Raw genomic sequence first — 20,254 nt, forward strand, 5'->3', positions numbered from 1 at the left:
TATCAAACTTTGGGATGTGACGACAGGTAAGCTACGCGAGACGCTGACTGGACATTCTGACTGGGTTAGTTCTGTGGCATTCAGCCGGGATGGTCAAACCCTATGTAGTGGGAGTGGGGACAATACTATCAAACTTTGGGATGTGACGACAGGTAAGCTACGCGAGACGCTGACTGGACATCCTGACTGGGTTAGGTCTGTGGCATTCAGTCGGGATGGTCACACTCTGGCTAGTGGGAGTTTTGACAAGACTATCAAACTGTGGGATGTGAGGACAGGTAAGGTTCGCCACACTCTGACTGGGCATTCTGACAGGGTTTATTCTGTGGCATTCAGCCGGGATGGTCAAACTCTGGCTAGTGGGAGTTCTGACAAGACTATTAAACTGTGGGAGGTGAAGACAGGTAAGCTACGCGAGACGCTGACTGGACATTCTGACTGGGTTAGGTCTGTAGCATTCAGCCGGGATGGTAAAACCCTGGCTAGTGCCAGTTTTGACAAGACTGTCAAACTTTGGGATGTGAGAACAGGCCAGCTCCGACACACGCTAACTGGACATTATGGCTGGGTTTGGTCTGTAGCATTCAGCCGGGATGGTCAAACTCTGGCTAGTGGGAGTCTTGACAACACTATCAAACTTTGGGATGTGAGGACAGGTAAGCTGCGACACACGCTGACTGGACATTCTGACCCGGTTAATTCTGTGGCATTTAGCCAAGATGGTCAAACGCTGGCTAGTGGCAGTGGTGACAACACTATCAAACTTTGGTGGTCATTGTGATATGACTAACTCCAATGGGTAGCATGGAAGGGGGATATATTTGTTGATCAAACCCATTCCTAATCAAACCCATGGAGTTTATGAATCTCCCGTTAAGATCCTATAGTGGCGGTAACGGGATGAGTTATCAAAAGGCGAGGGGTTGTTCTATCCAATATTGAAGACTCTGCATTTTCATTTGGGATTTAATTAAGACCCCAGGTTGGCTTTGGATGGGCAGGACAGTTACAATGTCTGTGTCAGCGCAATATTTCAGGTCGTCGTAGGATTCCAGACGTACTAGACGTTGACCATGGCTGGCGGTATTCATGAGTTTATATAGTTGATTTTGCCACTGGTAATAAAGGGCTACAGCACCAAAAACTTCATCATTGCCCCCTAGGTGATCTATGGGATAACCCATTTCTGAACACAAGCTATGAATAATGGCCCCGGCACAGGCTGTGTCTTCTAGGGAAAAGCTACCTTCCCAACCTGATGCGACTATCCAGATGGTTTCTGGTTTGGTGGTCATTAGATATTCTACGACGGTTCGGCGATTGACTAAAGCTGATGTGATGACTACGGGGGCATTCTGAACTGTCTGGAGGGCGCGGGTCCCGTTAGTGGTGGTCATAAAGAGTCGTTTACCTTCAACTACTTCTGGGGTACAGTTGAGGGGAGAATTACCTAGGTCGCAACCTGGGACTTTTTGCCCGCCCCTTTCTCCAACTCGTAGGCGTTTGTCGGCGGGCCATTTTTCGCTAACTTCCATGAGTTCATCGATATCGCTGAAGACTTGCACTGCTTCGGCACCGGCGTTGAGGGCTGTGGCTATGGTGGTGGTGGCCCGGAGTACATCAACGACGATCGCACAATCGGGAATGCTGTCTGTAGGAGTTAATTCGGGGGTATGGTAAACAAAAATTTTCACGACAGTTATATGTATTAAATTAATACTGACAGTTTATATATTTCCACATCTTTGCTGCAATTTTCCAAGATAAGGACTATGAAATCAATTGCGATCGCTCTCATTTCGACTCTGCTTAGTTTCTCAGGGCCAGTTATGGCGATCGAACCTAGGTCTATATGTCCAGCGGTACTTGAAGCTGAAATTAATGCGATCGCCCTTGACCCCAAATTTTCTCGTTCCCGCTGGGGAATTCTGATTGAGTCCCTAGACTCTGGCCAAGTCTTATATAGTCTGGACTCGGAGCGTTTTTTTCTCCCCGCCTCGACTATTAAACTGTTAACTACTGTAGCGAGTATGGAAACACTAGGGCCGGATTTTCGCATCCGTACTTCTGTTTATAGTAGTGGCAATGGCAATGTTTATATTGTGGGAAGAGGCGACCCTACGATTACTAATACTGAATTGGAAAGTTTAGCCCAACAATTGCGCGATCGTGGCATTTCCCAAATTGATACGTTGGTGGCTAAGGACGGATATTTTCCGGGGATGACTGTCAACCCTAACTGGGAATGGGAAGATGTGCAAGCGGGTTATGGAGCCCCGGTTAATAGCCTGATTTTACATCAAAATTCCCTAGATTTGAAACTATGGCCGACTGAAAATGTGGGTCAACCTTTAAGAGTGACCTGGGTTAGACCTGAACAAGGTATCGGCTGGCAAGTTGATAATCAAACCCGGACTGTTAGCACTACAGAACCGGAATTTGTAGCGATTGGTCGCTCTTTTACGGAACCGATTATTCGGGTGTCTGGGCAGTTGCATATTGGGGCGGAACCAGAAAATGTTTTTGCGGCTGTTATTAATCCCGGTCAAAACTTTTTAGATGGGTTCAAAACTATACTATCACAACAGGAAATATCTGTCAATCGGGGGATACTGGCTAATTATTCTCAGGGTTCGGAACCGGAAGTTGCCTGGGTGGAATCACCGCCATTGTCGGAATTGGTGAGGACTTTAAATATGCAAAGTAATAATGTATTTGCTGAGGCAATTGTCAGGACTTTGGGAGTCCAAAGACGTAGTTCAGATGCGGCCAGTTCGGGATTAAATATGATAGCGGAAGTGCTAGATAATTTAGGGGTGAGTCGGTCAGGATATGTGCTGCGAGATGGTTCTGGTTTGTCTCGTCATAACCTGGCTACTCCGGAAGTTTTAGTGGAAACTTTGCGGGTAATGTGGAACTCTCCCCACTGGGAAATTTATCAAGATGCTATCCCGGTAGCGGGGGTCAGTGGCACTCTGGAAAGACGCTTTCAAGATACGCCTGCACAGGGTCGGGTTTGGGCAAAAACTGGCACTATGAGAGGTATGTCTTCTCTGGCGGGTTATGTAAAATCTGAGAGTTATTCGCCTTTGGCTTTTGCTATTATAGTGAATCAGTCGAATTTATCGACTCAGGAATTACGAGAGGCTATTGATAGGATAGTAGTGGTTTTAACTGGTTTACAATCATGTGATTAGTCCATCAAATTAGAGGTAAAGTTATGGGTAAAAGTCTGGGGGAACTTCAACAGGAATTCCACGGAATTCAGCAGAGATTAAAGGAGGCGATCGCTGAATATCATGCCGTCCGCCTTATCCGGTCAGCTTTTCAGGTAAAATTGATATTTCCTGAAGATAAATCAGCGGCAGCTATCAGCGAATTTCATCGCCAAGAACAACAAGCGATCGCTGACCTGCCAGTTAACTTACAGCATATTGACCAAGATATTAAAGTGGCTGTAATGAAGGTTAAAAATCTGCAAGCAACTCTGTCGGTGAAGCAATCTCAAATCTATCAAGCCCAAGCTCAAATTATCTGGGAAAAATTAATCAAGCAATCAGCTAAAATAAACGAATTATCAGATACCCTAGAGACAGAAATTAAAGCATTGATGGCGATTACAAATGAGTGGGAACCTAGTGACGAATACCTACTTCCTACACCTCCGGTATTGCTGAAGATTTCATCTAGGAGAGTTCCTTATATTTATCAGCATCAAAACTATGTAGAAATTGGTGAAAAATTGCTCGATATACAGCCCGATGAAAGCCCGTAAAACTTTGAGAATATGGGGCTCCCGATATGCTACAATATTATAGGTGCATAACTGTCTGTTCTAATCAATGGACAGCTATCGGTTGTCAGCCTGGCCATCCCCAATTAATTAGGACTGCCAATTTAAGCCTAAGTCATATCTATTTTAACGGTCAATTTTTCCCATGAATAGTAAACAGTATCTGCATCAAAAATTACTAGACCTCGACAACCGAGGCTATAAAGCCTATAAAGATATCTCCGGTGAATATCAATTTCCCGACTTTACTCTAATTATTGATTATGTCCAGGGCGATCCCTTTGCTTCCCCCAGTAAATTGCGGGTGCAAATTCCACCAGCGATCGCTAATTTTCCGCCGCAACTATACCAAAACCCGATCCGAGAAGTGGCGCTAAGAGACTATCTTACCCGACAGTTTGACCGGGCGGCTTATGAAATTAGCAGTCGTCGGGGTACAGGTAAAAGTGGTATGATTGCGATTACCAGGGTTGGTCAGGAAGTGCTGGCGCGGACTTCGGTCTACCTAGTCCAAGTCGCTAACCCGACCCCGAAAACGATAGGAGGGAACCCGGCGCTACAACGGGGGAAACCGATAGCCGCCACCTCGGAAAAAGGCATCGAAATTCGCTTTTTTGTAGGACTCCCAGCCAGGGGTCGCAATATTCTGGGTCGCCAAGCGGCGGCTATGTTATGTGAGGATATTCCGGCTATTGTTGATCGCGCTCTCAAATACGAAAACCTAGACGAAGCCGCCTGTCAGCGTCATGTGGAAACGGTGGAAGATACGGAAAGTCTGCGACAACAATTAGGCGATCGTTCCCTGGTGGCTTTTATTGCTAATGATGCCATTTTACCGCGCCAAAGTGGGGTGAATGACCGCCCATTATCGAGGGAAAATGCGATCGCTTTTCAGTCTCCCCCTTCCTTAGAAGTTGAACTAAACCGACCCAACGGGGGACCGATTAGGGGCTTGGGTATTCCTAGGGGAATTACGCTAATTGTAGGGGGTGGATATCATGGAAAATCGACTCTTCTTAAAGCTATTGAGAGGGGCGTTTATAACCATATTCCTGATGATGGCAGAGAATTTGTGGTGACGGACTCGGCTGCTGTGAAAGTGCGGGCGGAAGATGGTCGCAGTGTGGCGGGGGTGGATATTTCACCTTTTATTAATCAGCTTCCGCAAGGGCGATCGACTACTGATTTTTCGACGGAAAATGCTAGTGGTAGTACATCCCAAGCTGCTAATATTATGGAAGCCTTGGAAGCATTAATTTTGGGAGAAAAACCGACTCCTCCGGTGTTACTGGTAGATGAGGATACGGCGGCGACTAATTTTATGATTCGCGACCGCCGAATGCAGGCTTTAATTGCGAAGGAACAGGAACCGATTACGCCTTTTATTGATAAGGTTAAACAACTTTATGATGATTATGGGGTGTCTACTATTCTGGTGATGGGAGGAAGTGGCGATTATTTTGATGTGGCTGATAGGGTGATAGCTATGGATAATTTTCAGCCAGTGGAATTGACGGAAAAAGCTAAGGCGATCGCGGCTGAATATAGGACGGGTCGCACCTCAGAAGGCGGTCAAAAGTTTGGTAAGATTAAGCCACGGGTTCCCCTAGCCGAAAGTCTTGATCCTAGTCGTGGAAAGCGAGATGTGCGGGTGAAAGTGCGAGATGTGGATGAGGTAACTTTTGGGTCGGAGGATGTGGATTTATCGGCGGTGGAACAGTTGGTTTCTAAAGACCAATTAAGGGCGATCGCTGAGGCGATGGTCTACGCTAAAAACAGATATATTGATGGGGTAAAAACTCTCCCAGAAATTCTTGATGAGATTATGGCAGATATTCAGGAAAAGGGTTTGGATATCATCAGTCCTTTTCCCCAGGGAGATTTAGCTATGTTCCGACGTTTTGAATTGGCGGCAGCTATTAACCGCCTACGAAGTTTGGAGGTGAAATCAGACCAGTGAGCATGACATTAACTATGAAACCCGGTTTCTAGTTGATATCTTGGTGAAGATACAGAAACCCTCACAGAAACCGGGTTTATTTGTTTCTGAGGCGATATGGCATCCGCCACCCGGAAGCGATCGCATCTTTGGGGACTGGCGGAAACCTCACAGAGCGATCGACTTATACGGACAAAATCGGATAAATTAAGGAATTACGCTTAACTAATAGTTAATTGACTTCCTCGTGTCAGGAAACTACTGGAAAGATGACCTTGAAACGATTGTTGCTAACCCTTTTTATGGGTGGCTGTTCCCTGTTGCTAACCTTAAACCTTTCAACCACGGCGATCGCAGATCGTCACCTTACCGATAACCAACACTCCTTTGCTGAAGCCATGACCTGGACTGCCGAAAACTCAGACCCCAAAACCCTAGGATGGATGCAGGGAGCGCCACCGCCTGCCGATAAAATCATCAGGTTTGACGACAGCAGCTATGCCCAATTTCCCCAGTGGCGCTGGACTGTGTGCAATTTCCAACAGTTGATGCCCACCAAAGCCGTTAGCCGTAGACTGTCACAGGTAGCTCCCCTAGAACCTGCTGAAATAAGGGGAATTGACCAGGTTACCTTTATGCCGTTGGGTTCCACTGAGCCCATGACCTGGAAAGAATCCCTGGCCGCGAATTTCACTGACGGTATGCTGGTCATGCACCATGGCAAGGTCGTCTACGAAAGCTATGCTGGCTGCCTAGACCCAGCTAAACGTCATGGAGCCATGTCTATGACCAAGTCCTTTGTTGCCACCCTAGGGGAAATCTTAGTATCTGAAGGGCAACTCGACGAAAACAAGCTGGTGGGAGAATACATCCCGGAACTTACCCAGAGCGCCTTTGGCGATGCCACAGTCCGCCAGGTGATGGATATGACCACTGGGCTCGTGTACCGGGAAGACTATGCCGATCCTGATTCGGAAATCTGGCAACACGCGGCCGCTGGCAATCCCCTGCCAAAACCAGCCGACTATACTGGCCCGAGAACTTATTTTGAATTTTTGCAAACCGTCCAAAAGCAGGGCAACCATGGGGTCAGCTTTGGCTATAAAACCATCAACACGGATGTTTTGGGTTGGTTAATCAGCCGCGTCACCGGAAAACCCGTGACCGAAGTGCTGTCGGAGAAAGTTTGGGGCAAACTGGGCGCTGATCTCGATGCCTACATATCTGTTGATTCTATTGGCACTCCCTTCGCCGGGGGTGGCATGAGTCTCGGACTTCGAGATCTGGCTCGCTTTGGGCAAATGATGCTGAATAATGGCAAAGTCGGCGATGAACAGATTGTACCTACAGAAGCTATTGAGAGTATCCGCAAAGGGGGCGATCGCCGCGCTTTTGCTGATGGCGGTCACGCCTTACTCGACGGGTGGAGTTATCGCAGTATGTGGTGGATTACCCACAATGACCACGGCGCATTCATGGCCAGAGGGGTATATGGTCAGGCTATTTATGTTGACCCTACGGCGGATATGGTCATTGCTCGGTTTGCCTCTTTCCCGGTTGCCAGCAATGCCAAACTTGACCCGACTTCTCTACCGGCCTACGAAGCATTAGCAAATTACCTCATGCAGGTTGACCCAAGCTAGTCAACTACTAAATTGGGGCGAAGTCTCTCAATTGTAGGTTGGGTGAAACCCAACATTAATCAGAGACAGTGGTGTTGGGTTTCGTAACTCCACCCAACCTACTCAACTCCTCTCTCGGCTTGAGCCGCGTCATCAAGATGTGCATTTAGAACTCATTGATCTGAGTGACTTGTTAGCGGCGATCGCCGAGCAGATTCAACCGTTGCAGATTCAACCGTTAGCCGATCTCCAGCAACTTCAGTTCTCAACTCACATCGTCCCCAATCTTCAGATTCAAGGTAGTCCAGACCATCTGATTCGTCTGTTTCTGAATCTGTTGGACAATGCGGTGAAATATACTTCCGCTCAGGGCGAGGTCAATTTAACCGCAGTGGTTCAAGAACATTGTATTGAGATCAGGGTGGGTGATACCGGAATAGGTATCTCGCCAGAGCATTTGCCCCATCTATTTGAGCGCTTTTATCGAGTAGACAAGTCACGTTCTCGCACAATGGGGGGTACGGGGTTAGGACTGGCGATCGCCCAGGAAATTGTCCACCGCCACCAAGGGGCGATCGCAGTCCAGAGCCAACTTGGTCATGGCACAACCTTTACAGTCACCTTTCCCAACTAAAACCCTAGTCAGATGGGCTAAGGGAACTCCAACAAATAAAACCGCCAAAAACCCCACAGGCTCAAGCCTGGGGCTACACGGACAAAGCCTGTCCTGCGCGGGCTCAGGACAGGCCTGCGCGGAGTCAGAGTGTTTTGTTAGGTGCGATCGCATCGGATATGGATGATTTATTTGTGGGAATACCCTAAGACAAAAGAATCACGGCAGAGCGAAGCCCCAGACATGGCATCGTAAGAGCTTTCTTACCCTTTTCTTACGGTTCTCTTACGATTCAAGTACAATAAGTTTAGTTCACCGAAACAGGCTGAACCGGCTGGAACGGTTATTTGCTTTCAGGTGTTGCCCTCAAGCAACGCCGTCAGGAAGGAATGGCGTTTGATGTTCAACCCTAACCAACATAAAAAATGGAGGATGATCACAATGAAATTATGGAAAGCGGCATTGATAACGTTAAGTGGTTTGATCGCTGTCAGTGTGATATCCAATGCTCACGCGCAACAAGACAATTCTTTTACCGGAACAGTGGAGAGGGTGTGGGAAGATGGCTTTCGGTTGAATACAGGCGATCGCTCCGTCCGGGTTGATGCCTGGGAGCTTTGTGGGGACTCTACAGCAAGCCATATCAGTGTAGAGGATCAACTGACGGTCACAGGTGAATTTGAGTTGGGTGAATTTGATGCCTTTTCCATCACCCGTCCTGATGACACAGCGGTTTGCTCCCAGGAAAAGTGATGTGCGGTTGAAATGTGGCAGGTTGATTCGCCGATGGAGGGGAGCAATTTCCCAGAGGGGAATTAAACCAGCCGACTGGAGGAGCAATTGCCCTTCATCAGTCCGGAGAACATCGGCGAAAGCCTCCCCGATGGGGACGCGACGATTATCCCGGGGATAGATTAGTGTAATCGTTTAGGTGAGGGGATAGCGACCCGTTATCTGAAAAAATCGGAGACTTAATTGGGGCGATCGATAGTCAAATGGAACCTCATCATCAAGTTCATTCAACTGATTTTGCCGAACAGATTGATAAGAAAAACAGGGTTTCTGACTGACCGAATGTAGGGGTTTTGCCTGATCACCCTTTTCAGGCGATCGCATTGTTTCCCTACAAATACACCTTGACAGATCTAGAGAAAAAGCACCAAGCCCCTACTACAGGGAACGGACTACAGTTAATACAGTCTGCTCAAAATTGGCGGCAAGGGTACAAAGTCCTTTGACTTTTGTCCAATGCTGGGTAATGTGTGGCGCATGGGCTTGGTAATCTCGCTTGTTTTTCTTGATGCGCTTTCCCTTGGGTAGGTTTGCCAGTCTATTCTCTAGGTTGACATCGCACTCGCCCTTGGCTAGGAGGGTATGCCCTGGAGCGAGTACCGCTGCGGCTAACCAAGTGCCGGAGGACTGGGCAGGCAGGCAAAACAGTGTCCGATCGCCTGGTGTAGCTTGTCCTAACCAGCTTTGAATCACGCTCATTAGAGCAGCCACCGTATCGGCTACGGGAGGACAGGTCTCAGAGCAGGGGAGAGTTCCCCAGTTGTTCTGCTGCGCTAGTTCTGTCACCCCTGCTCCACAGTTGTCATATTGAAAAGTCGATACATCCACATCTACATGAATGATCAGCAAGTCAAAGCCACTCAAAGTGGGGTCAGTATCCAGTGAGCCATTATACCTCTGTTGCGCCGCGTGACACCATTTCAGCACACCGCCCCAACCGCCTCCCATTTGTGGTTGAGTCGCTTCCGGTTGCAGGAGCGTGATGATAAATGGATGGGGTAACACGGCTTTGAGGGCAGCTTGAATCACTTCAAAATCCGTTGGCCCTTCGGCTACTAGGGCAATTTTTAACGGATCAGACATTGGGTAGCGCTCCTAGATGCCCCATGACCCAGAGGCGTGATAGGGGATATTGCTGGTTCAGTTGAGTGAGTTCAGGGGTGAGTGTGAGGCGACGGATACAGGTTTGACCGTTGCTATTGCGCTCTACCACAAATAGGCGCACCTCAGAATCAAGTAAATTCAGACCATCAAGGGCGGCGGGATTATGGGCGGTAAACAGGAGTTGGCGATCGCTCTCATTATCCTGAAGCCAGCCCGAAAGACGGGAAATCAGCCGTGCCAGCAGCCGGGGATTCAGGGCTTGATCCAGATTGTCGATCGCCAGCAGTCGGGGAGCTTGGGGTAAGAGGCACAGCACCGCCGCCAAAATGACATAAAGTGAGCCTTCGCTGGCATCGTAGGCGGTGAGTTCATTGCGGCTTTGGTTCATAAAGCGATCGCTGAATTTCAGGAGGAGCTTAGTCCGAGGCACCTTGGGTGAGAGCAGATTCGTTCCATAGCTGGTGGTTTGGATATCAGCCACCCAGTCAATCAACTCTAGCACTTGCTCCAGAATCTCCTCACCCTCTTCCCCTCTACCCTCTAAATGTTGGCGCAGGGTGGCAAACCCTTCGGCGAGTAGTCCACCGCTCACACCCAGGGGGAGGCGCGATTGTTGGTCCGGGACAATGCCACGCAGAGTGGGAGTGTTAGGGCAGTAAATGGCAAATTCCTGGAGGCGCTGCATCAGTTGAGCCGCCGGATTCTTGGGGTCTATATCCACCAACTGCAAGGCAGCCAAACCAGCTTTGGGGTTGAGGTTTTTCTTGTTGCGAATTCCATCAGAAAGGATTTCCTCATAGCCGTCACTGAGGACTTCGGTTTTATACGACCAAGCGGGTTCCGGGGAATCCAGGGGGTTAAGCAAAGAAACGCGATACGCTTCGTTACCCGAGCCGGTGACCTCAATGGCAATATGGGCAGGAGTGCGATCGCTCGCAAAGGAGCTTTTATACAGCCTGGGTAAGCCCGCCCGCACCCCACGACGCAGCAGGCTTTCATCATCAACCACCCCATTGGCTGCGGCTCCTAAGACTCCCAGGGCTTCTAGGAGGTTACTTTTGCCCGATCCATTAGCACCGATGAAGCAATTCACTCTGCCGAGTTCTAGGGTGGCGGAGTAAATGGACTTGAAGCCTCGGATTTTCACCTCGCGGATCATCGTCATAGTATGTTATTCCATCCTCCCCAATGGGGCAGTAACCCCTACTTCACTGGTTAAAATAAAACTATTATGCCACGGGAGACGCCATGATGATTGGTGGTTAATTGAGTTTGAGGAAGTAGGAGCATTTTTCTGAATTTCAAGAGGAGGGTGTTCCCCAAAAACTATTAGTTACAACGTTTTATTTCTCATCTTTATGCTCAGGCGATCGCTTTTACTTGTGCCGAGAAACCCGGTTTCTAGGGAAATATTAGTAAAGATGCAGAATCCCTAAAAGAAACCCGGTTTCTGAGTCTCAGGCGATATGGTATCCGCAACTAGCAGCGATCGCTCCCCAGGCTGCTAATATTTAAGGCTATGTAGGGTGTGTTAACCTCTCCCACAAATGATGGGAATAACCCAAATCTGCCGTGACACATTAACATTGAGCGGTGTTAACATAGGAGCAAGCAAACTGAGTCAAATTATGTCATCACATACCATTACCCTATCTGAACACACTTACCAAGCTCTTTTAGCCGTTGCCGAAAAACAAGGTTTAACTCCTGAAAATTGGATTTTGTCTCAACTTGATCTGCCCCAGTCTGAAGCCGAACCTTTATCTGAAAAAATCGGCGATTTAATTGGGGCTATTGATAGTCAAGCTGAACCATTACATCAGTTTCAGTCAACTGATTTTGGCGAACAGATTGCCACAAAATTATCTAAACAAGGACTGCAACGACCATGATTTTAGTTGACACTGGTCCTCTCATTGCTCTGATTGACAAAGGTCAGGGAGAAGCCCATGTTAAATGCGGCGTTCAAACTTACAAAACACTGACGGGTTCTCTTTTAACAACCTGGCCTTGTTTTACGGAAGCGATGTACTTCTTATCAGAATTGCGAGGTTGGTCAGCACAGGCAATTTTATGGGAGTTTATCAATAGAAAAGCCTTGGATATTCATACAGCAAATGAAGCAGAATGTCAACGGATGAAAGTTTTGATGGAAAAATATCAAGATATCCCGATGGATTTAGCAGATGCTTCTCTGGTGGCTGTGGCAGAAAGTCAAAAAATTAAGCGAATCTTTACATTAGATAGTGATTTTTATGTTGATCGACTATATGATAAAGAGGCTTTTGAAGTTATCCCAAACTAAGAGACTCTGACAGAAGCTTTCTGAGTGTAGGTAATATATCCGCAAGGCGCGATCGCTCTTACTTATGCAGAGAAACCGGGTTTCTAGTCAAATCTTAGTCAAGATATAGAAACCCTGAAAGTAACCCGGTTTCTGAGTCTCAGGCGCGATCGCTCCCCCGGCTGCTAAAAAGAGGTACTAGAGTTTGAGTAACGCTCGAAATCCTGCTTATTGAAAATGAGCATCAGCGGTTAGTGCGTCCGTTATCCCTCGATTTTGCATTACAATAAATGACACACAATCTACTAACCCCCATTCTTGATCAGGGCGTTGTTTAAACAACCGAAAAGCCGCCAAATATAAGTCTTTAGTTAAAGGGATAATTTTAACATTCGCATCGCTTTCTAGGGATTCCAAGAGTTGAATGGCTGCCCTTCTATATTTTGATTTAGACAAGGCATTCCCAATTTCCAATAAAATAGCATCAGTCGTTACTAGCCCGGTTTGATGAGTTTCTAGTTGAGTGGCTAATTCAACGGCTTTACCATGATGTTGGTCTGTAATGGAAGATTAAGCAATGGCAAAAGAGGTATCTAAGAAGACTTCATTCATGGTCAGCCAGATACTGGTCAATATTCTCGGACCAATCTGGAGCGCCTTGTAACTTTAAGGACTGGGCTGTTTGTAGAAAGGTCTTGGGGGTGTATTTAGGGGGCGATAGGGTTTCTACGGTAATTTTCACTCTTGTTCCTACTTCTAGGTTTAAGGGCGACTCTAATTTCAAGGATTGACCATCAAATATGGCAGTGATTTCTTGACTGTTCATGGTTATATTGCCTGGAAAAGTAGGGTTGAGAGTTTCGGTTTACAGCGATTGTACCTCGGAAACCGATTTTTGGGCAAAATCTCTGTGGGGATGCAGAAACTCCGGTAGAAGCCTGGTTAGAGTAAGTGATATGGCATCTGTCACCCTGGGCGATCGCTCTCAACTTTGTAGGTTGGGTGAAACGCAGTGAAACCCAACAGCAGTTAAAGATGGTGGTGTTGGGGTTGGTTTCAGACCCCTAACTACTACTCTATGAGGATGTTTTGATGGCGGTGGATGAGTCGATTACTTAATGATGTGGCGATCGCTTTTACTTATGCAGAGAAACCTTCTAGCAAAATCTTGGTGAGGATGCAGAAACCCTGAAATAAACCCGGTTTCTGAGTCTATGCAGCGGCAAATATTCTCAGTCCTTAGCATTTGCAGATCCTTTCAGCCCGCTATAAGAGAATTGTTAGACATGACTTCATCGAATTGGCAGCTTACGAATACGCACAGAATCATCATTAATTGTCACCGCCGCACCTTCTGTCAGTTCTGTTTTCACATTCGGTAAAACATCTAGGAGTTTTTGTGTAACCAAATCGGGTTTTACAGAAGACAACCGTAATGTTATCAAACTGGGCAGTCCATAATTGCTGAGAGCTACCAGCATGGAAAAATCTAGGTCTTGGGTTAAAACAACCCTACCTTGTACTCTCGCAAGTTCCAAAATCTCCGCATCACCAGCAGTCGCAGGTAATAAATCTGTAGTGCGTAATCGTAGCCCTGTGCCTTTAAATCCGCAACTGTCAAAGGAGAAATATGAACGTCGGCAATTAAACGCAGAGGACTCATACTGAAGTAAAGCTAACAATCCGATCGGATACCGCCCAGGCTGCATAATTGAGAGCCTGACGAATGTCTTCTTCCTCCAACTCTGGATACGAGTCTAAAATTTGTTAAACCGATAACTGACTAGCGAGTAGCTTCAGGACAAATTCTACCGTAAGCAGCATTCCCCGGATTGTTGGTTGTCCAAGGCACACCGCTGGGTTGATGATAATACGATCTAGTTCGGCGATCGCCATAAGACTCCTTGAAGTATCCTGACTTTTCTCCATTATGACATAAGGGCGATCGCTCTGTACCCAGAAACCTTCTAGGGAAATCTTGGTAAAGATGCAGAATCCCTGAAATAAACCCGGTTTCTGCGTGCCATTCGCGTTTTTTTCACAAGTCATCCTCTGTGAGATTGGCGATTTTCATTAATGCCTTTAAAGTGCCAATTTTTAAGTCCTGATTACTATGAACCGGAATAGAGAGAATTTTTTGTTCTTGGGGATTCTCGTAAATCTAGTGGCTTCCGGTAATTCTCTGTAAAATCCAGCCTTTCTTCTCCACAATTTTGATTTTTTTTCGAGTAGGGGCGAAGCATGACCGCAGATATGCGATTAATTAAAAACAGTAATTTATTACGGTCATGCTTCGCGCTTCCACAATTTCGTCTGTTGCCTCTGTTTTCTTCAAGTTATTATTAGCAAGACTCAGCCACCCTTCAACGGCGTCTTGTAAATTATGCGTAACCTCTTCCCAGGTATCGCCTTCGGTAATGCAACCGGGAAGGGCTGGAACTTCTGCCCAATAACCCCCTTCTTCGGCTGGATGAATAATGGCTTTAATTTTCATAAACTTAGCTTAATAAATTCCTTAAGTTCAGTCTAGCAGGATTCAGGGATTGACATGATGTGCCAAAACTAGCATAATTGAAGCATGAGTGAATTACTAAAACCAGTTGAGTGGGTTGGCAGTTCTCTTGAGGATTTAAAGGAGTTCCCGGAGGAGGTTCGGCAAGGTGTTGGTTATGCGCTATATCTAGCTCAATGCGGTGAAAAGCACCCGTCTGCGAAACCACTCAAAGGCTTTAATGGGGCTGGGGTGCTTGAAGTTGTCGAAGATTTTGACGGAGACACTTATCGAGCGGTTTATACTTTCAAGTTAGCTGGTGTGGTCTATGTCCTACACGCTTTTCAGAAGAAGTCAAAAAAAGCAATTGCAACGCCTAAGCAGGATATTGAGCTAATCGAGGCAAGGCTTAAACGTGCCAAAGAACATTACGAGCGAAAATTACATCAATCAGTAGGAAAAATATGAATGAACCCATTAAAGTACAAGCAGGCAGTGGCAATGTCTTCGCAGATTTAGAGTTAGAAAATTCTGATGAATTACTGGTCAAGGCAGAACTTGCCCGGAGAATTAGTGGTATTATCGCCGACCAAAATATGACTCAAACTGAGGCGGCAGAAATGTTAGGAATTGACCAGCCTAAAGTGTCGGCATTAGTGAATGGGAAGCTATCGGGGTTTTCCACTACTCGGTTGTTTCGTTTTTTAAATGCGTTGGGTCGGGATGTGGAAATCGTAGTCAAACCGAAGTCTTTCAGACAAGCTGAAACACGAGTGGTGGCGTTGTAATGGAAGTAATAGAAGATTAAAGGCGATCGCTTTTACTTATGCAGAGAAACCTTCTAGCAAAATCTTGGTGAGGATGCAGAAACCCTGAAATAAACCCGGTTTCTGAGTCTATGCGATCGCCTTTTTCGTTCTTTGGCGAGGGAATTTAAGGAGGGCAGACATTCACACCAATGATATAATTAGGTAATATCCCGAAGTTTCATTATGCACGTTATCACACGCAAACGACGAAGATGAATTTGCAGCCAAGTACCCGGACACAGAAAGCGCATTGGCCCGTTGGTATCAACTGGTGAAATCAGGAAAATTTAATTCCTTTGTTGAACTTCGTAGCGAGTTTCCCAGTGCTGACCAAGTTGATAATCTCACAGTGTTTAATATTGGTGGGAACAAAGTCCGGTTAATAGCCGCAATTCACTATAATCGACAAAAACTTTATATTCGGGCAGTTTTGACCCATGCAGAGTATGATCAAGGAAAATGGAGAGAGTAAAAATGTTGAGCATTGATGAAACTCAAAAATTGTGGCAGCCCCTAGCAACTAAATTAGTCATTCCCCGCGATGAAGCTAGTTATCAATATTTGGTTGACTGGCTCGATCAATTAATTGATGAGGTGGGAGAAAATGAAGCCCATCCCTTGGCTTCACTGATGGATATTCTCGGTGTTTTAATTGAACAATATGAAACCGATCGGGTTCCTGAACTTCAAGACTGATGGTTTCATTTCTGGTAATCGATCGCGCTTACTTTTGCCGAGAAACCGGGTTTATAGTTAAATCTTGGTAAAAATGCAGAATCACTAAAAGAAACCCGGTTTCTGAGTCTCGGCTAAGTTGATTTGTGGCTGGGTTTCTTTGTTTATCCACCCAAATATCCTCCACTCCAACGGGTTTTTACACCGGGTTGGCGCGATAACGTAACAACTTCTCTGCCGCTTTCTGCTTGCTTTTTGCGGAGGTCTTCAAAAATGGCATTTAAATCGTAGTTGAAAGACTTGGCATATGCTTCGCGAATTTGGTGGATTTCTTCGACAATTTCATCTTTCCACATAGACTAATCTCCCATGAGTTCGTTTGGCGTACAGAGAACAGGCAAAACATAGCCATAATCGAGACTAATTTCGGCGAGTTTTCCTTGAATCTGGGCATTGGCGATATGCTTGCAGTTCCATGTTAACAAATAATCCATGCCGTGAACAGTGGCGGCAGCGATGTGGATCGCGTCTATCTTGGCTTTAGGGGGCAAATTGCTTTGGGCTAAAAATTGTGCTGCCAAACCTTCTACCGCTTGATTCAAAGCCAGCAAAGGAAAATCCCTTAAAATCTCTAATCGTTGGGCGGCGATCGCTGGATCTCCTTGTGCCACTTCGTCTAAAATGGCTTCTGATGTATAGAGAGTGAAAGCATTCCGGCGTAGTTCCCACCAGTCCCTTGTAATCTCCATGTTGGCAGCGATAATCAAGTTTTTGGTCGATCTAGCGGTGAGATACCCTAAAATACTGGTTTCGATGTAAACAGTTTCATTCATATAGATAAAAGTCAAGTCACTCTATTTTATGCTCAGGCGATCGGGTTGTGCCGAGAAACCGGGTTTTTAGGGAAATCTTCGTAAAGATGCAGAATCCCATCAGAGAAACCCGGTTTCTGTATTCCGCGTCGCTCCCCCGGCTGGTAAGATTTAAGCAGGAGATTTCAGCCTAGGAGAGTTACCCATGAGTTTAGTAATTTCCGATGACCTAGTAAAGGCGAGTGGCTTTTTATGAAAATGAGCTATTGTTGGAAATTGTGCTGATGTTGTTTCAGCAAGATCAAATCAGTTTGGGGAAAGCCAGTGAGTTATTGGGGCTACATCGGATGCAGTTTCAAAATCTCTGTTAGGATAGAGAATCCCTAAAAGAACCCAGGTTTCTGCTTTCCCCCACTTCAAATTGTCCAATCTTCTATTGCTAATCCTGTCACTTTGCTAAAGTCTCGATGATTACGGGTTAACAAAATCAGTTCCCGAGAAAGTGCGATCGCTGCAATTCTCGCATCCATCTGAGCCAGTTGAATCCGTTGGGAGTTCAACTGTTCTAAGGTTTGGGCTGCGATCGCATCAAAAGAGAGAAGGGGTAATCGCTGAAAATCAGCTACTAGCCTTACCATTATCTCATAGCCCTTAACCAATTCATTGGGATAACGAGCGCGGTTAATATAGGCATGACAGCCCAGCATTTGTTCCTGAATTGTGATAATTGAAATGGCAAAATCAGAGAGGGGATATTGAGCCATTCGTGCCATCAGATTGTGATAATCTGCCCCAGATTGACGTTGAAGAATGCTTAGGTGATCTGTATCTAATAAATATCTCATTCCATTTCTGGTGCGTTTAATACAGACTCATCGCCTCGGCGAATGGCTTCCCCTAATGCGAGGATCTCTTCAAAAGCTGGTTCATCCTTAAAAGAACCGCTAATTTGCTCTAACCAGTTGCTCGATTTCGGAGGGGCAATCTGTTGTTGAATTTGAGTAATGGCTGCTTCCACTGCTGCCATGCGTTCTTCTAGTGAAGTGTGGGTTGTCATGGATTTCAAAAAGTGGGTAGGGTTGCATTTCTATTGTATCGCAAGGCTTGAAGTGCAGAAAAACCTTCTGACCCTCTGTGACCATATAGAAATCCATCAGAGAAGGTTTCTGAGTCTAGCCGAGATGGCATCCGCAATTGGAGGGCGATCGCTCCCCCGGCTGCTAAGATTTAAGCAGGAGATTTCAGCTTAGGAGAGTTTACTATGAGTTTAGTGATTTCCGATGACCTAGTAAAGGCCAGTGGCTTTTCTGAAAATGAGCTATTGTTGGAAATTGTGCTGATGTTGTTTCAGCAAGATAAAATCAGTTTAGGCAAAGCCAGTGAGTTAGTGGGTCTGCATCGGATGCAGTTTCAAAAACTGATTTCTGAGCGTGGTATTTGCGTCCATTATGATAGTGATGAGTTTCAGGAAGACCTCAAAACCTTAGAGGAAACGGAGTGGCCATGATTGTTGTCAGCAACACTTCACCCATTTCCAATTTAGCAAAGGTCGAGCAACTTAGCCTAATGCCTCAGCTTTATGGTAGGATTTTAATTCCCTGTGCGGTGCATGAGGAATTATTGGATTCCAGGGCGGGGGAAACTGTGATTACAGCAGTGCGATCGGCAACTTGGCTGGATATTCAATCCGTACAAAATCAAAGGTTAGTTAATGATTTAAAAACCCGTGTCAATGTGGGAGAGGCTGAAGCCATTGCACTGGCGATCGAAATGAAAGCAGCCCGCTTAATTATTGATGAACGGTTGGGTAGACAAACTGCCAGAGAGTTTGGGGTAAAGATTACTGGAGTTTTAGGAATTCTTCTCTTAGCAAAGCGCCAAAAAATAATTACGCAAGTTCAGCCTATTATGGATAGTTTAATGCAACAAGCAAATTTCCGCATTAGTAGCCAACTGTATGCAGATGTTTTGATGGCTGCGGATGAGTTGGTCACTTAACAATGTGGTGATTCCTTTTACATCTGATAGAGAATCGTTAGCTACCAGTTCCGGGGCGGTGCGTAAGCGTGCCATCGGTGTGCCGGTGCGCTCATTGAACCGTTTGCCACAATTACGACACTTGTAGCGCTGTTGGCGTTGGCCGCTACGGATGGCGCTGCCGTTTTTCACGGTCTGTTCACTCTGGCAATGGGGACATTTCATCGATTATACCTCATGCATTGCCACCCTTCTAAACGATCACCTTCTAAGACACCAGTGCCGGCACTAAGGAAACAGCGATCGCACCTCTAGGATACAGTCTGGGAAGGCTAGGGGGGCGATCGCGCCACCGTTGAGAACTTGGCGATCGCGGTAATGTGTTGGACTCGGTTGGCGATCGCGTTCGAGTTGTCGTTCCTTGAGGTTGATAATCCAGTATTCGGCGATGCCTTCAGCGGCGTAGAGAGGGGCTTTGACGGTGCGATCAAATGCTAGAGTGGGGCGGGATATTTCGATGAGCCAGAAAATATCATCGGCGCTGGGATGGCGATCGATGTAGCGTTCCCAGGTTCCGGTGACAATGGCGATGTCGGGTTCGGGTTCCGACTGACTTAGGGTAATCGGTGCGGGGGGACGCACTAGGGCGCGATCGCCAAGCATCTGACTGAGGCGAGTGACGAGGGACCCCCAGCTATAGGTGTGATCGGCGGATTCAGGAGCCATTTCCAGGATTTCTCCGGCGAGTTCGACACGCCGTTGGGCGAGGATGCCGGTGTTGACGATTTGGTGGTAATCCTCGATCGACCACTGTAGGTGACGTTTTAGGGGGGTGGTTGGCATGGGCGATCGCGCTTTTTTTACAAGTCATTCTCTGTGAGATTGACTATTTTTATCAATGCTTTTAACGTGCCGATTTTTAAGTCCTGATTACGGTGGACAGGAATAGAGATGATTTTGGGTTCTTAGGGATTCTTGTAAATATAGTGACTTCCGGTAATTCGTTCTAAAATCTAGCCCTTCTTTTCCACAATTTTACAAAGTTGTTTTCCGGAAATGGACTTCATACAGCAATTTCGACGATTTTGTTGGTTGGCTCTATATTTTTCGAGCTATTATTTGCAACATTCAGCCAACCTTCAACAGCGTCTTTTAAGTTCTGCGTTACCTCTTCCAAGGTATCGCCTTCAGTAATGCAACCCGGCAAGGCTGGGACTTCGGCCCAATACCCCCCTTCTTCTGCGGGATGAATAATGGCGTTAATTTTCATACACTTAACTTCATCAGGAGTAGGGGTCGAGAGAGATGTCGCCATCTCCCCCTCCCATACAAAACCGTACATG

At 46.5% G+C, this 20,254-nt stretch carries 31 protein-coding genes and 2 pseudogenes; 15 read left to right on the plus strand and 18 right to left on the minus strand.

Going from position 1 to position 20,254, the window contains the following annotated elements; translation table 11 throughout:
• Positions 1-908 precede the first annotated feature (908 nt).
• Complete coding sequence (locus P5674_RS14645) at positions 909-1,694, minus strand: 2-phosphosulfolactate phosphatase family protein (protein ID WP_014274182.1); 786 nt, start codon at positions 1,692-1,694, stop codon at positions 909-911.
• Between the two features lie 78 nt (positions 1,695-1,772).
• On the opposite strand from P5674_RS14645, the gene dacB reads away from it, so the two are divergent.
• The 6 genes from dacB (at position 1,773) to P5674_RS14675 (ending at position 8,720) form a co-directional block, all read left to right on the plus strand.
• Positions 1,773-3,197, plus strand: coding sequence for a D-alanyl-D-alanine carboxypeptidase/D-alanyl-D-alanine endopeptidase (gene dacB, locus P5674_RS14650; protein WP_014274181.1), 1,425 nt, complete (start codon positions 1,773-1,775; stop codon positions 3,195-3,197).
• A 23-nt stretch (positions 3,198-3,220) separates the two neighbouring features.
• Complete coding sequence (locus P5674_RS14655) at positions 3,221-3,775, plus strand: hypothetical protein (RefSeq protein WP_014274180.1); 555 nt, start codon at positions 3,221-3,223, stop codon at positions 3,773-3,775.
• A 163-nt stretch (positions 3,776-3,938) separates the two neighbouring features.
• Entirely contained in the window at positions 3,939-5,753 is a 1,815-nt protein-coding gene (locus P5674_RS14660; protein ID WP_006618664.1) for an ABC-ATPase domain-containing protein, read from the plus strand.
• 248 nt (positions 5,754-6,001) lie between these two features.
• Complete coding sequence (locus tag P5674_RS14665) at positions 6,002-7,375, plus strand: serine hydrolase domain-containing protein (protein ID WP_006618663.1); 1,374 nt, start codon at positions 6,002-6,004, stop codon at positions 7,373-7,375.
• Positions 7,376-7,514: 139 nt separating this feature from the next.
• Complete coding sequence (locus tag P5674_RS14670; protein ID WP_006618662.1) at positions 7,515-7,988, plus strand: sensor histidine kinase; 474 nt, start codon at positions 7,515-7,517, stop codon at positions 7,986-7,988.
• A 420-nt stretch (positions 7,989-8,408) separates the two neighbouring features.
• Complete coding sequence (locus P5674_RS14675; RefSeq protein WP_014274177.1) at positions 8,409-8,720, plus strand: hypothetical protein; 312 nt, start codon at positions 8,409-8,411, stop codon at positions 8,718-8,720.
• Positions 8,721-8,894: 174 nt separating this feature from the next.
• Here the strand turns inward: P5674_RS14675 and P5674_RS14680 are convergent, their stop codons facing one another.
• Genes P5674_RS14680 through P5674_RS14690 form a run of 3 tightly spaced genes read right to left on the minus strand, consistent with a single transcriptional unit; the run spans position 8,895 to position 11,028 of the window.
• Positions 8,895-9,083 (minus strand): hypothetical protein, encoded by a 189-nt coding sequence (locus tag P5674_RS14680; RefSeq protein ID WP_006618660.1) that lies wholly within the window; start codon positions 9,081-9,083, stop codon positions 8,895-8,897.
• A gap of 54 nt (positions 9,084-9,137) precedes the next feature.
• Positions 9,138-9,842, minus strand: coding sequence for a hypothetical protein (locus tag P5674_RS14685; protein ID WP_006618659.1), 705 nt, complete (start codon positions 9,840-9,842; stop codon positions 9,138-9,140).
• Positions 9,835-11,028 (minus strand): AAA family ATPase, encoded by a 1,194-nt coding sequence (locus P5674_RS14690; protein ID WP_081471127.1) that lies wholly within the window; start codon positions 11,026-11,028, stop codon positions 9,835-9,837. Before P5674_RS14690 ends, P5674_RS14685 begins: the two co-directional genes overlap by 8 nt.
• A 463-nt stretch (positions 11,029-11,491) precedes the next feature.
• On the opposite strand from P5674_RS14690, the gene P5674_RS14695 reads away from it, so the two are divergent.
• The gene (locus tag P5674_RS14695; protein ID WP_006618657.1) at positions 11,492-11,755 is read left to right on the plus strand and encodes a hypothetical protein; all 264 of its coding nucleotides are present in this window, start codon (positions 11,492-11,494) and stop codon (positions 11,753-11,755) included.
• Positions 11,752-12,168 carry a type II toxin-antitoxin system VapC family toxin gene (locus P5674_RS14700; protein ID WP_006618656.1) on the plus strand — a complete coding sequence of 139 codons (417 nt, stop codon included), beginning with the start codon at positions 11,752-11,754 and terminating at the stop codon, positions 12,166-12,168. The genes P5674_RS14695 and P5674_RS14700 overlap by 4 nt, the downstream gene beginning before the upstream one ends.
• A gap of 207 nt (positions 12,169-12,375) precedes the next feature.
• Here the strand turns inward: P5674_RS14700 and P5674_RS14705 are convergent, their stop codons facing one another.
• The 6 genes and pseudogenes from P5674_RS14705 to P5674_RS14730 form a co-directional block, all read right to left on the minus strand.
• Positions 12,376-12,711, minus strand: a complete 336-nt coding sequence (locus P5674_RS14705; RefSeq protein ID WP_071941061.1) for a type II toxin-antitoxin system VapC family toxin — start codon at positions 12,709-12,711, stop codon at positions 12,376-12,378.
• A 40-nt stretch (positions 12,712-12,751) separates the two neighbouring features.
• Entirely contained in the window at positions 12,752-12,973 is a 222-nt protein-coding gene (locus tag P5674_RS14710) for a hypothetical protein (RefSeq protein WP_006618654.1), read from the minus strand.
• Positions 12,974-13,439: 466 nt separating this feature from the next.
• Complete coding sequence (locus P5674_RS14715) at positions 13,440-13,856, minus strand: DUF5615 family PIN-like protein (protein WP_006618653.1); 417 nt, start codon at positions 13,854-13,856, stop codon at positions 13,440-13,442.
• A pseudogene (locus tag P5674_RS14720) lies at positions 13,807-14,196 on the minus strand (DUF433 domain-containing protein). The gene P5674_RS14715 and the pseudogene P5674_RS14720 overlap by 50 nt, the downstream one beginning before the upstream one ends.
• Positions 14,186-14,308, minus strand: coding sequence for a type II toxin-antitoxin system HicA family toxin (locus tag P5674_RS14725; RefSeq protein WP_286131439.1), 123 nt, complete (start codon positions 14,306-14,308; stop codon positions 14,186-14,188). The pseudogene P5674_RS14720 and the gene P5674_RS14725 overlap by 11 nt, the downstream one beginning before the upstream one ends.
• Before the next feature lie 102 nt (positions 14,309-14,410).
• Positions 14,411-14,641 (minus strand): type II toxin-antitoxin system HicB family antitoxin, encoded by a 231-nt coding sequence (locus P5674_RS14730; protein WP_006618651.1) that lies wholly within the window; start codon positions 14,639-14,641, stop codon positions 14,411-14,413.
• 84 nt (positions 14,642-14,725) lie between these two features.
• Between P5674_RS14730 and P5674_RS14735 the strand changes: the two genes are divergently transcribed.
• From P5674_RS14735 to P5674_RS14750, 4 genes are all read left to right on the plus strand, one after another.
• Entirely contained in the window at positions 14,726-15,106 is a 381-nt protein-coding gene (locus P5674_RS14735) for a type II toxin-antitoxin system RelE/ParE family toxin (RefSeq protein WP_006618650.1), read from the plus strand.
• Positions 15,103-15,426, plus strand: a complete 324-nt coding sequence (locus P5674_RS14740) for a helix-turn-helix domain-containing protein (RefSeq protein WP_006618649.1) — start codon at positions 15,103-15,105, stop codon at positions 15,424-15,426. The genes P5674_RS14735 and P5674_RS14740 overlap by 4 nt, the downstream gene beginning before the upstream one ends.
• A gap of 292 nt (positions 15,427-15,718) precedes the next feature.
• Positions 15,719-15,919, plus strand: coding sequence for a type II toxin-antitoxin system HigB family toxin (locus tag P5674_RS14745; RefSeq protein ID WP_231852070.1), 201 nt, complete (start codon positions 15,719-15,721; stop codon positions 15,917-15,919).
• Between the two features lie 2 nt (positions 15,920-15,921).
• Positions 15,922-16,143 (plus strand): hypothetical protein, encoded by a 222-nt coding sequence (locus P5674_RS14750; protein WP_006618647.1) that lies wholly within the window; start codon positions 15,922-15,924, stop codon positions 16,141-16,143.
• A 28-nt stretch (positions 16,144-16,171) separates the two neighbouring features.
• Here P5674_RS14750 and P5674_RS14755 read toward each other — a convergent pair whose 3' ends face one another.
• The 3 genes from P5674_RS14755 to P5674_RS14765 are packed head-to-tail and all read right to left on the minus strand — an operon-like array spanning position 16,172 to position 16,955.
• On the minus strand, positions 16,172-16,294 hold the full coding sequence (locus tag P5674_RS14755) for a hypothetical protein (RefSeq protein ID WP_286131432.1): 123 nt from the start codon (positions 16,292-16,294) through the stop codon (positions 16,172-16,174).
• The gene (locus P5674_RS14760; protein WP_006618646.1) at positions 16,287-16,478 is read right to left on the minus strand and encodes a hypothetical protein; all 192 of its coding nucleotides are present in this window, start codon (positions 16,476-16,478) and stop codon (positions 16,287-16,289) included. Before P5674_RS14760 ends, P5674_RS14755 begins: the two co-directional genes overlap by 8 nt.
• 3 nt (positions 16,479-16,481) lie before the next feature.
• Positions 16,482-16,955, minus strand: a complete 474-nt coding sequence (locus P5674_RS14765; protein ID WP_006618645.1) for a type II toxin-antitoxin system VapC family toxin — start codon at positions 16,953-16,955, stop codon at positions 16,482-16,484.
• Between the two features lie 184 nt (positions 16,956-17,139).
• On the opposite strand from P5674_RS14765, the pseudogene P5674_RS14770 reads away from it, so the two are divergent.
• Positions 17,140-17,299: pseudogene (locus P5674_RS14770) on the plus strand (UPF0175 family protein); the annotation flags it as partial.
• Positions 17,300-17,350: 51 nt separating this feature from the next.
• On the opposite strand, the gene P5674_RS14775 reads toward P5674_RS14770, so the two are convergent.
• Together P5674_RS14775 and P5674_RS14780 are read right to left on the minus strand one after the other, a co-directional pair.
• Positions 17,351-17,779 (minus strand): type II toxin-antitoxin system VapC family toxin, encoded by a 429-nt coding sequence (locus tag P5674_RS14775; protein ID WP_006618643.1) that lies wholly within the window; start codon positions 17,777-17,779, stop codon positions 17,351-17,353.
• The gene (locus tag P5674_RS14780) at positions 17,776-17,991 is read right to left on the minus strand and encodes a hypothetical protein (protein ID WP_006618642.1); all 216 of its coding nucleotides are present in this window, start codon (positions 17,989-17,991) and stop codon (positions 17,776-17,778) included. Before P5674_RS14780 ends, P5674_RS14775 begins: the two co-directional genes overlap by 4 nt.
• 204 nt (positions 17,992-18,195) lie before the next feature.
• Between P5674_RS14780 and P5674_RS14785 the strand changes: the two genes are divergently transcribed.
• Entirely contained in the window at positions 18,196-18,441 is a 246-nt protein-coding gene (locus tag P5674_RS14785; RefSeq protein ID WP_014274172.1) for a UPF0175 family protein, read from the plus strand.
• A complete protein-coding gene (locus P5674_RS14790; RefSeq protein WP_006618639.1) occupies positions 18,438-18,932 on the plus strand; it encodes a DUF3368 domain-containing protein in 495 nt (164 codons plus the stop codon). The genes P5674_RS14785 and P5674_RS14790 overlap by 4 nt, the downstream gene beginning before the upstream one ends.
• Here P5674_RS14790 and P5674_RS26615 read toward each other — a convergent pair.
• From P5674_RS26615 to P5674_RS14805, 3 genes are all read right to left on the minus strand, one after another.
• On the minus strand, positions 18,852-19,136 hold the full coding sequence (locus P5674_RS26615; protein ID WP_071941059.1) for an IS1/IS1595 family N-terminal zinc-binding domain-containing protein: 285 nt from the start codon (positions 19,134-19,136) through the stop codon (positions 18,852-18,854). The genes P5674_RS14790 and P5674_RS26615 overlap by 81 nt on opposite strands.
• A 63-nt stretch (positions 19,137-19,199) precedes the next feature.
• Positions 19,200-19,754: a Uma2 family endonuclease gene (locus tag P5674_RS14800; protein ID WP_014274170.1), complete on the minus strand. Its 555-nt coding sequence runs from the start codon at positions 19,752-19,754 to the stop codon at positions 19,200-19,202.
• A 220-nt stretch (positions 19,755-19,974) separates the two neighbouring features.
• On the minus strand, positions 19,975-20,254 hold a 280-nt coding region (locus P5674_RS14805; RefSeq protein WP_373869254.1), incomplete at its 5' end, for a type II toxin-antitoxin system HicB family antitoxin.

The sequence above is a fragment of the Limnospira sp. PMC 289.06 genome, from assembly GCF_032350395.1.
Lineage (GTDB): Bacteria > Cyanobacteriota > Cyanobacteriia > Cyanobacteriales > Microcoleaceae > Limnospira > Limnospira platensis.

Coding starts and splice junctions, on each gene's coding strand:
- P5674_RS26615 (WP_071941059.1), bottom strand. CDS start 19,136: ATGAAATGTCCCCATTGCCAGAGTGAACAGACCGTGAAAAACGGCAGC.
- P5674_RS14765 (WP_006618645.1), bottom strand. CDS start 16,955: ATGAATGAAACTGTTTACATCGAAACCAGTATTTTAGGGTATCTCACC.
- dacB (WP_014274181.1), top strand. CDS start 1,773: ATGAAATCAATTGCGATCGCTCTCATTTCGACTCTGCTTAGTTTCTCA.
- P5674_RS14665 (WP_006618663.1), top strand. CDS start 6,002: ATGACCTTGAAACGATTGTTGCTAACCCTTTTTATGGGTGGCTGTTCC.
- P5674_RS14750 (WP_006618647.1), top strand. CDS start 15,922: ATGTTGAGCATTGATGAAACTCAAAAATTGTGGCAGCCCCTAGCAACT.
- P5674_RS14680 (WP_006618660.1), bottom strand. CDS start 9,083: ATGCGATCGCCTGAAAAGGGTGATCAGGCAAAACCCCTACATTCGGTC.
- P5674_RS14675 (WP_014274177.1), top strand. CDS start 8,409: ATGAAATTATGGAAAGCGGCATTGATAACGTTAAGTGGTTTGATCGCT.
- P5674_RS14690 (WP_081471127.1), bottom strand. CDS start 11,028: ATGACGATGATCCGCGAGGTGAAAATCCGAGGCTTCAAGTCCATTTAC.
- P5674_RS14715 (WP_006618653.1), bottom strand. CDS start 13,856: ATGCAGCCTGGGCGGTATCCGATCGGATTGTTAGCTTTACTTCAGTAT.
- P5674_RS14700 (WP_006618656.1), top strand. CDS start 11,752: ATGATTTTAGTTGACACTGGTCCTCTCATTGCTCTGATTGACAAAGGT.
- P5674_RS14780 (WP_006618642.1), bottom strand. CDS start 17,991: ATGACAACCCACACTTCACTAGAAGAACGCATGGCAGCAGTGGAAGCA.
- P5674_RS14740 (WP_006618649.1), top strand. CDS start 15,103: ATGAATGAACCCATTAAAGTACAAGCAGGCAGTGGCAATGTCTTCGCA.
- P5674_RS14800 (WP_014274170.1), bottom strand. CDS start 19,754: ATGCCAACCACCCCCCTAAAACGTCACCTACAGTGGTCGATCGAGGAT.
- P5674_RS14655 (WP_014274180.1), top strand. CDS start 3,221: ATGGGTAAAAGTCTGGGGGAACTTCAACAGGAATTCCACGGAATTCAG.
- P5674_RS14760 (WP_006618646.1), bottom strand. CDS start 16,478: ATGTGGAAAGATGAAATTGTCGAAGAAATCCACCAAATTCGCGAAGCA.
- P5674_RS14790 (WP_006618639.1), top strand. CDS start 18,438: ATGATTGTTGTCAGCAACACTTCACCCATTTCCAATTTAGCAAAGGTC.
- P5674_RS14695 (WP_006618657.1), top strand. CDS start 11,492: ATGTCATCACATACCATTACCCTATCTGAACACACTTACCAAGCTCTT.
- P5674_RS14785 (WP_014274172.1), top strand. CDS start 18,196: ATGAGTTTAGTGATTTCCGATGACCTAGTAAAGGCCAGTGGCTTTTCT.
- P5674_RS14735 (WP_006618650.1), top strand. CDS start 14,726: ATGAGTGAATTACTAAAACCAGTTGAGTGGGTTGGCAGTTCTCTTGAG.
- P5674_RS14775 (WP_006618643.1), bottom strand. CDS start 17,779: ATGAGATATTTATTAGATACAGATCACCTAAGCATTCTTCAACGTCAA.
- P5674_RS14730 (WP_006618651.1), bottom strand. CDS start 14,641: ATGAAAATTAAAGCCATTATTCATCCAGCCGAAGAAGGGGGTTATTGG.
- P5674_RS14660 (WP_006618664.1), top strand. CDS start 3,939: ATGAATAGTAAACAGTATCTGCATCAAAAATTACTAGACCTCGACAAC.
- P5674_RS14710 (WP_006618654.1), bottom strand. CDS start 12,973: ATGAACAGTCAAGAAATCACTGCCATATTTGATGGTCAATCCTTGAAA.
- P5674_RS14685 (WP_006618659.1), bottom strand. CDS start 9,842: ATGTCTGATCCGTTAAAAATTGCCCTAGTAGCCGAAGGGCCAACGGAT.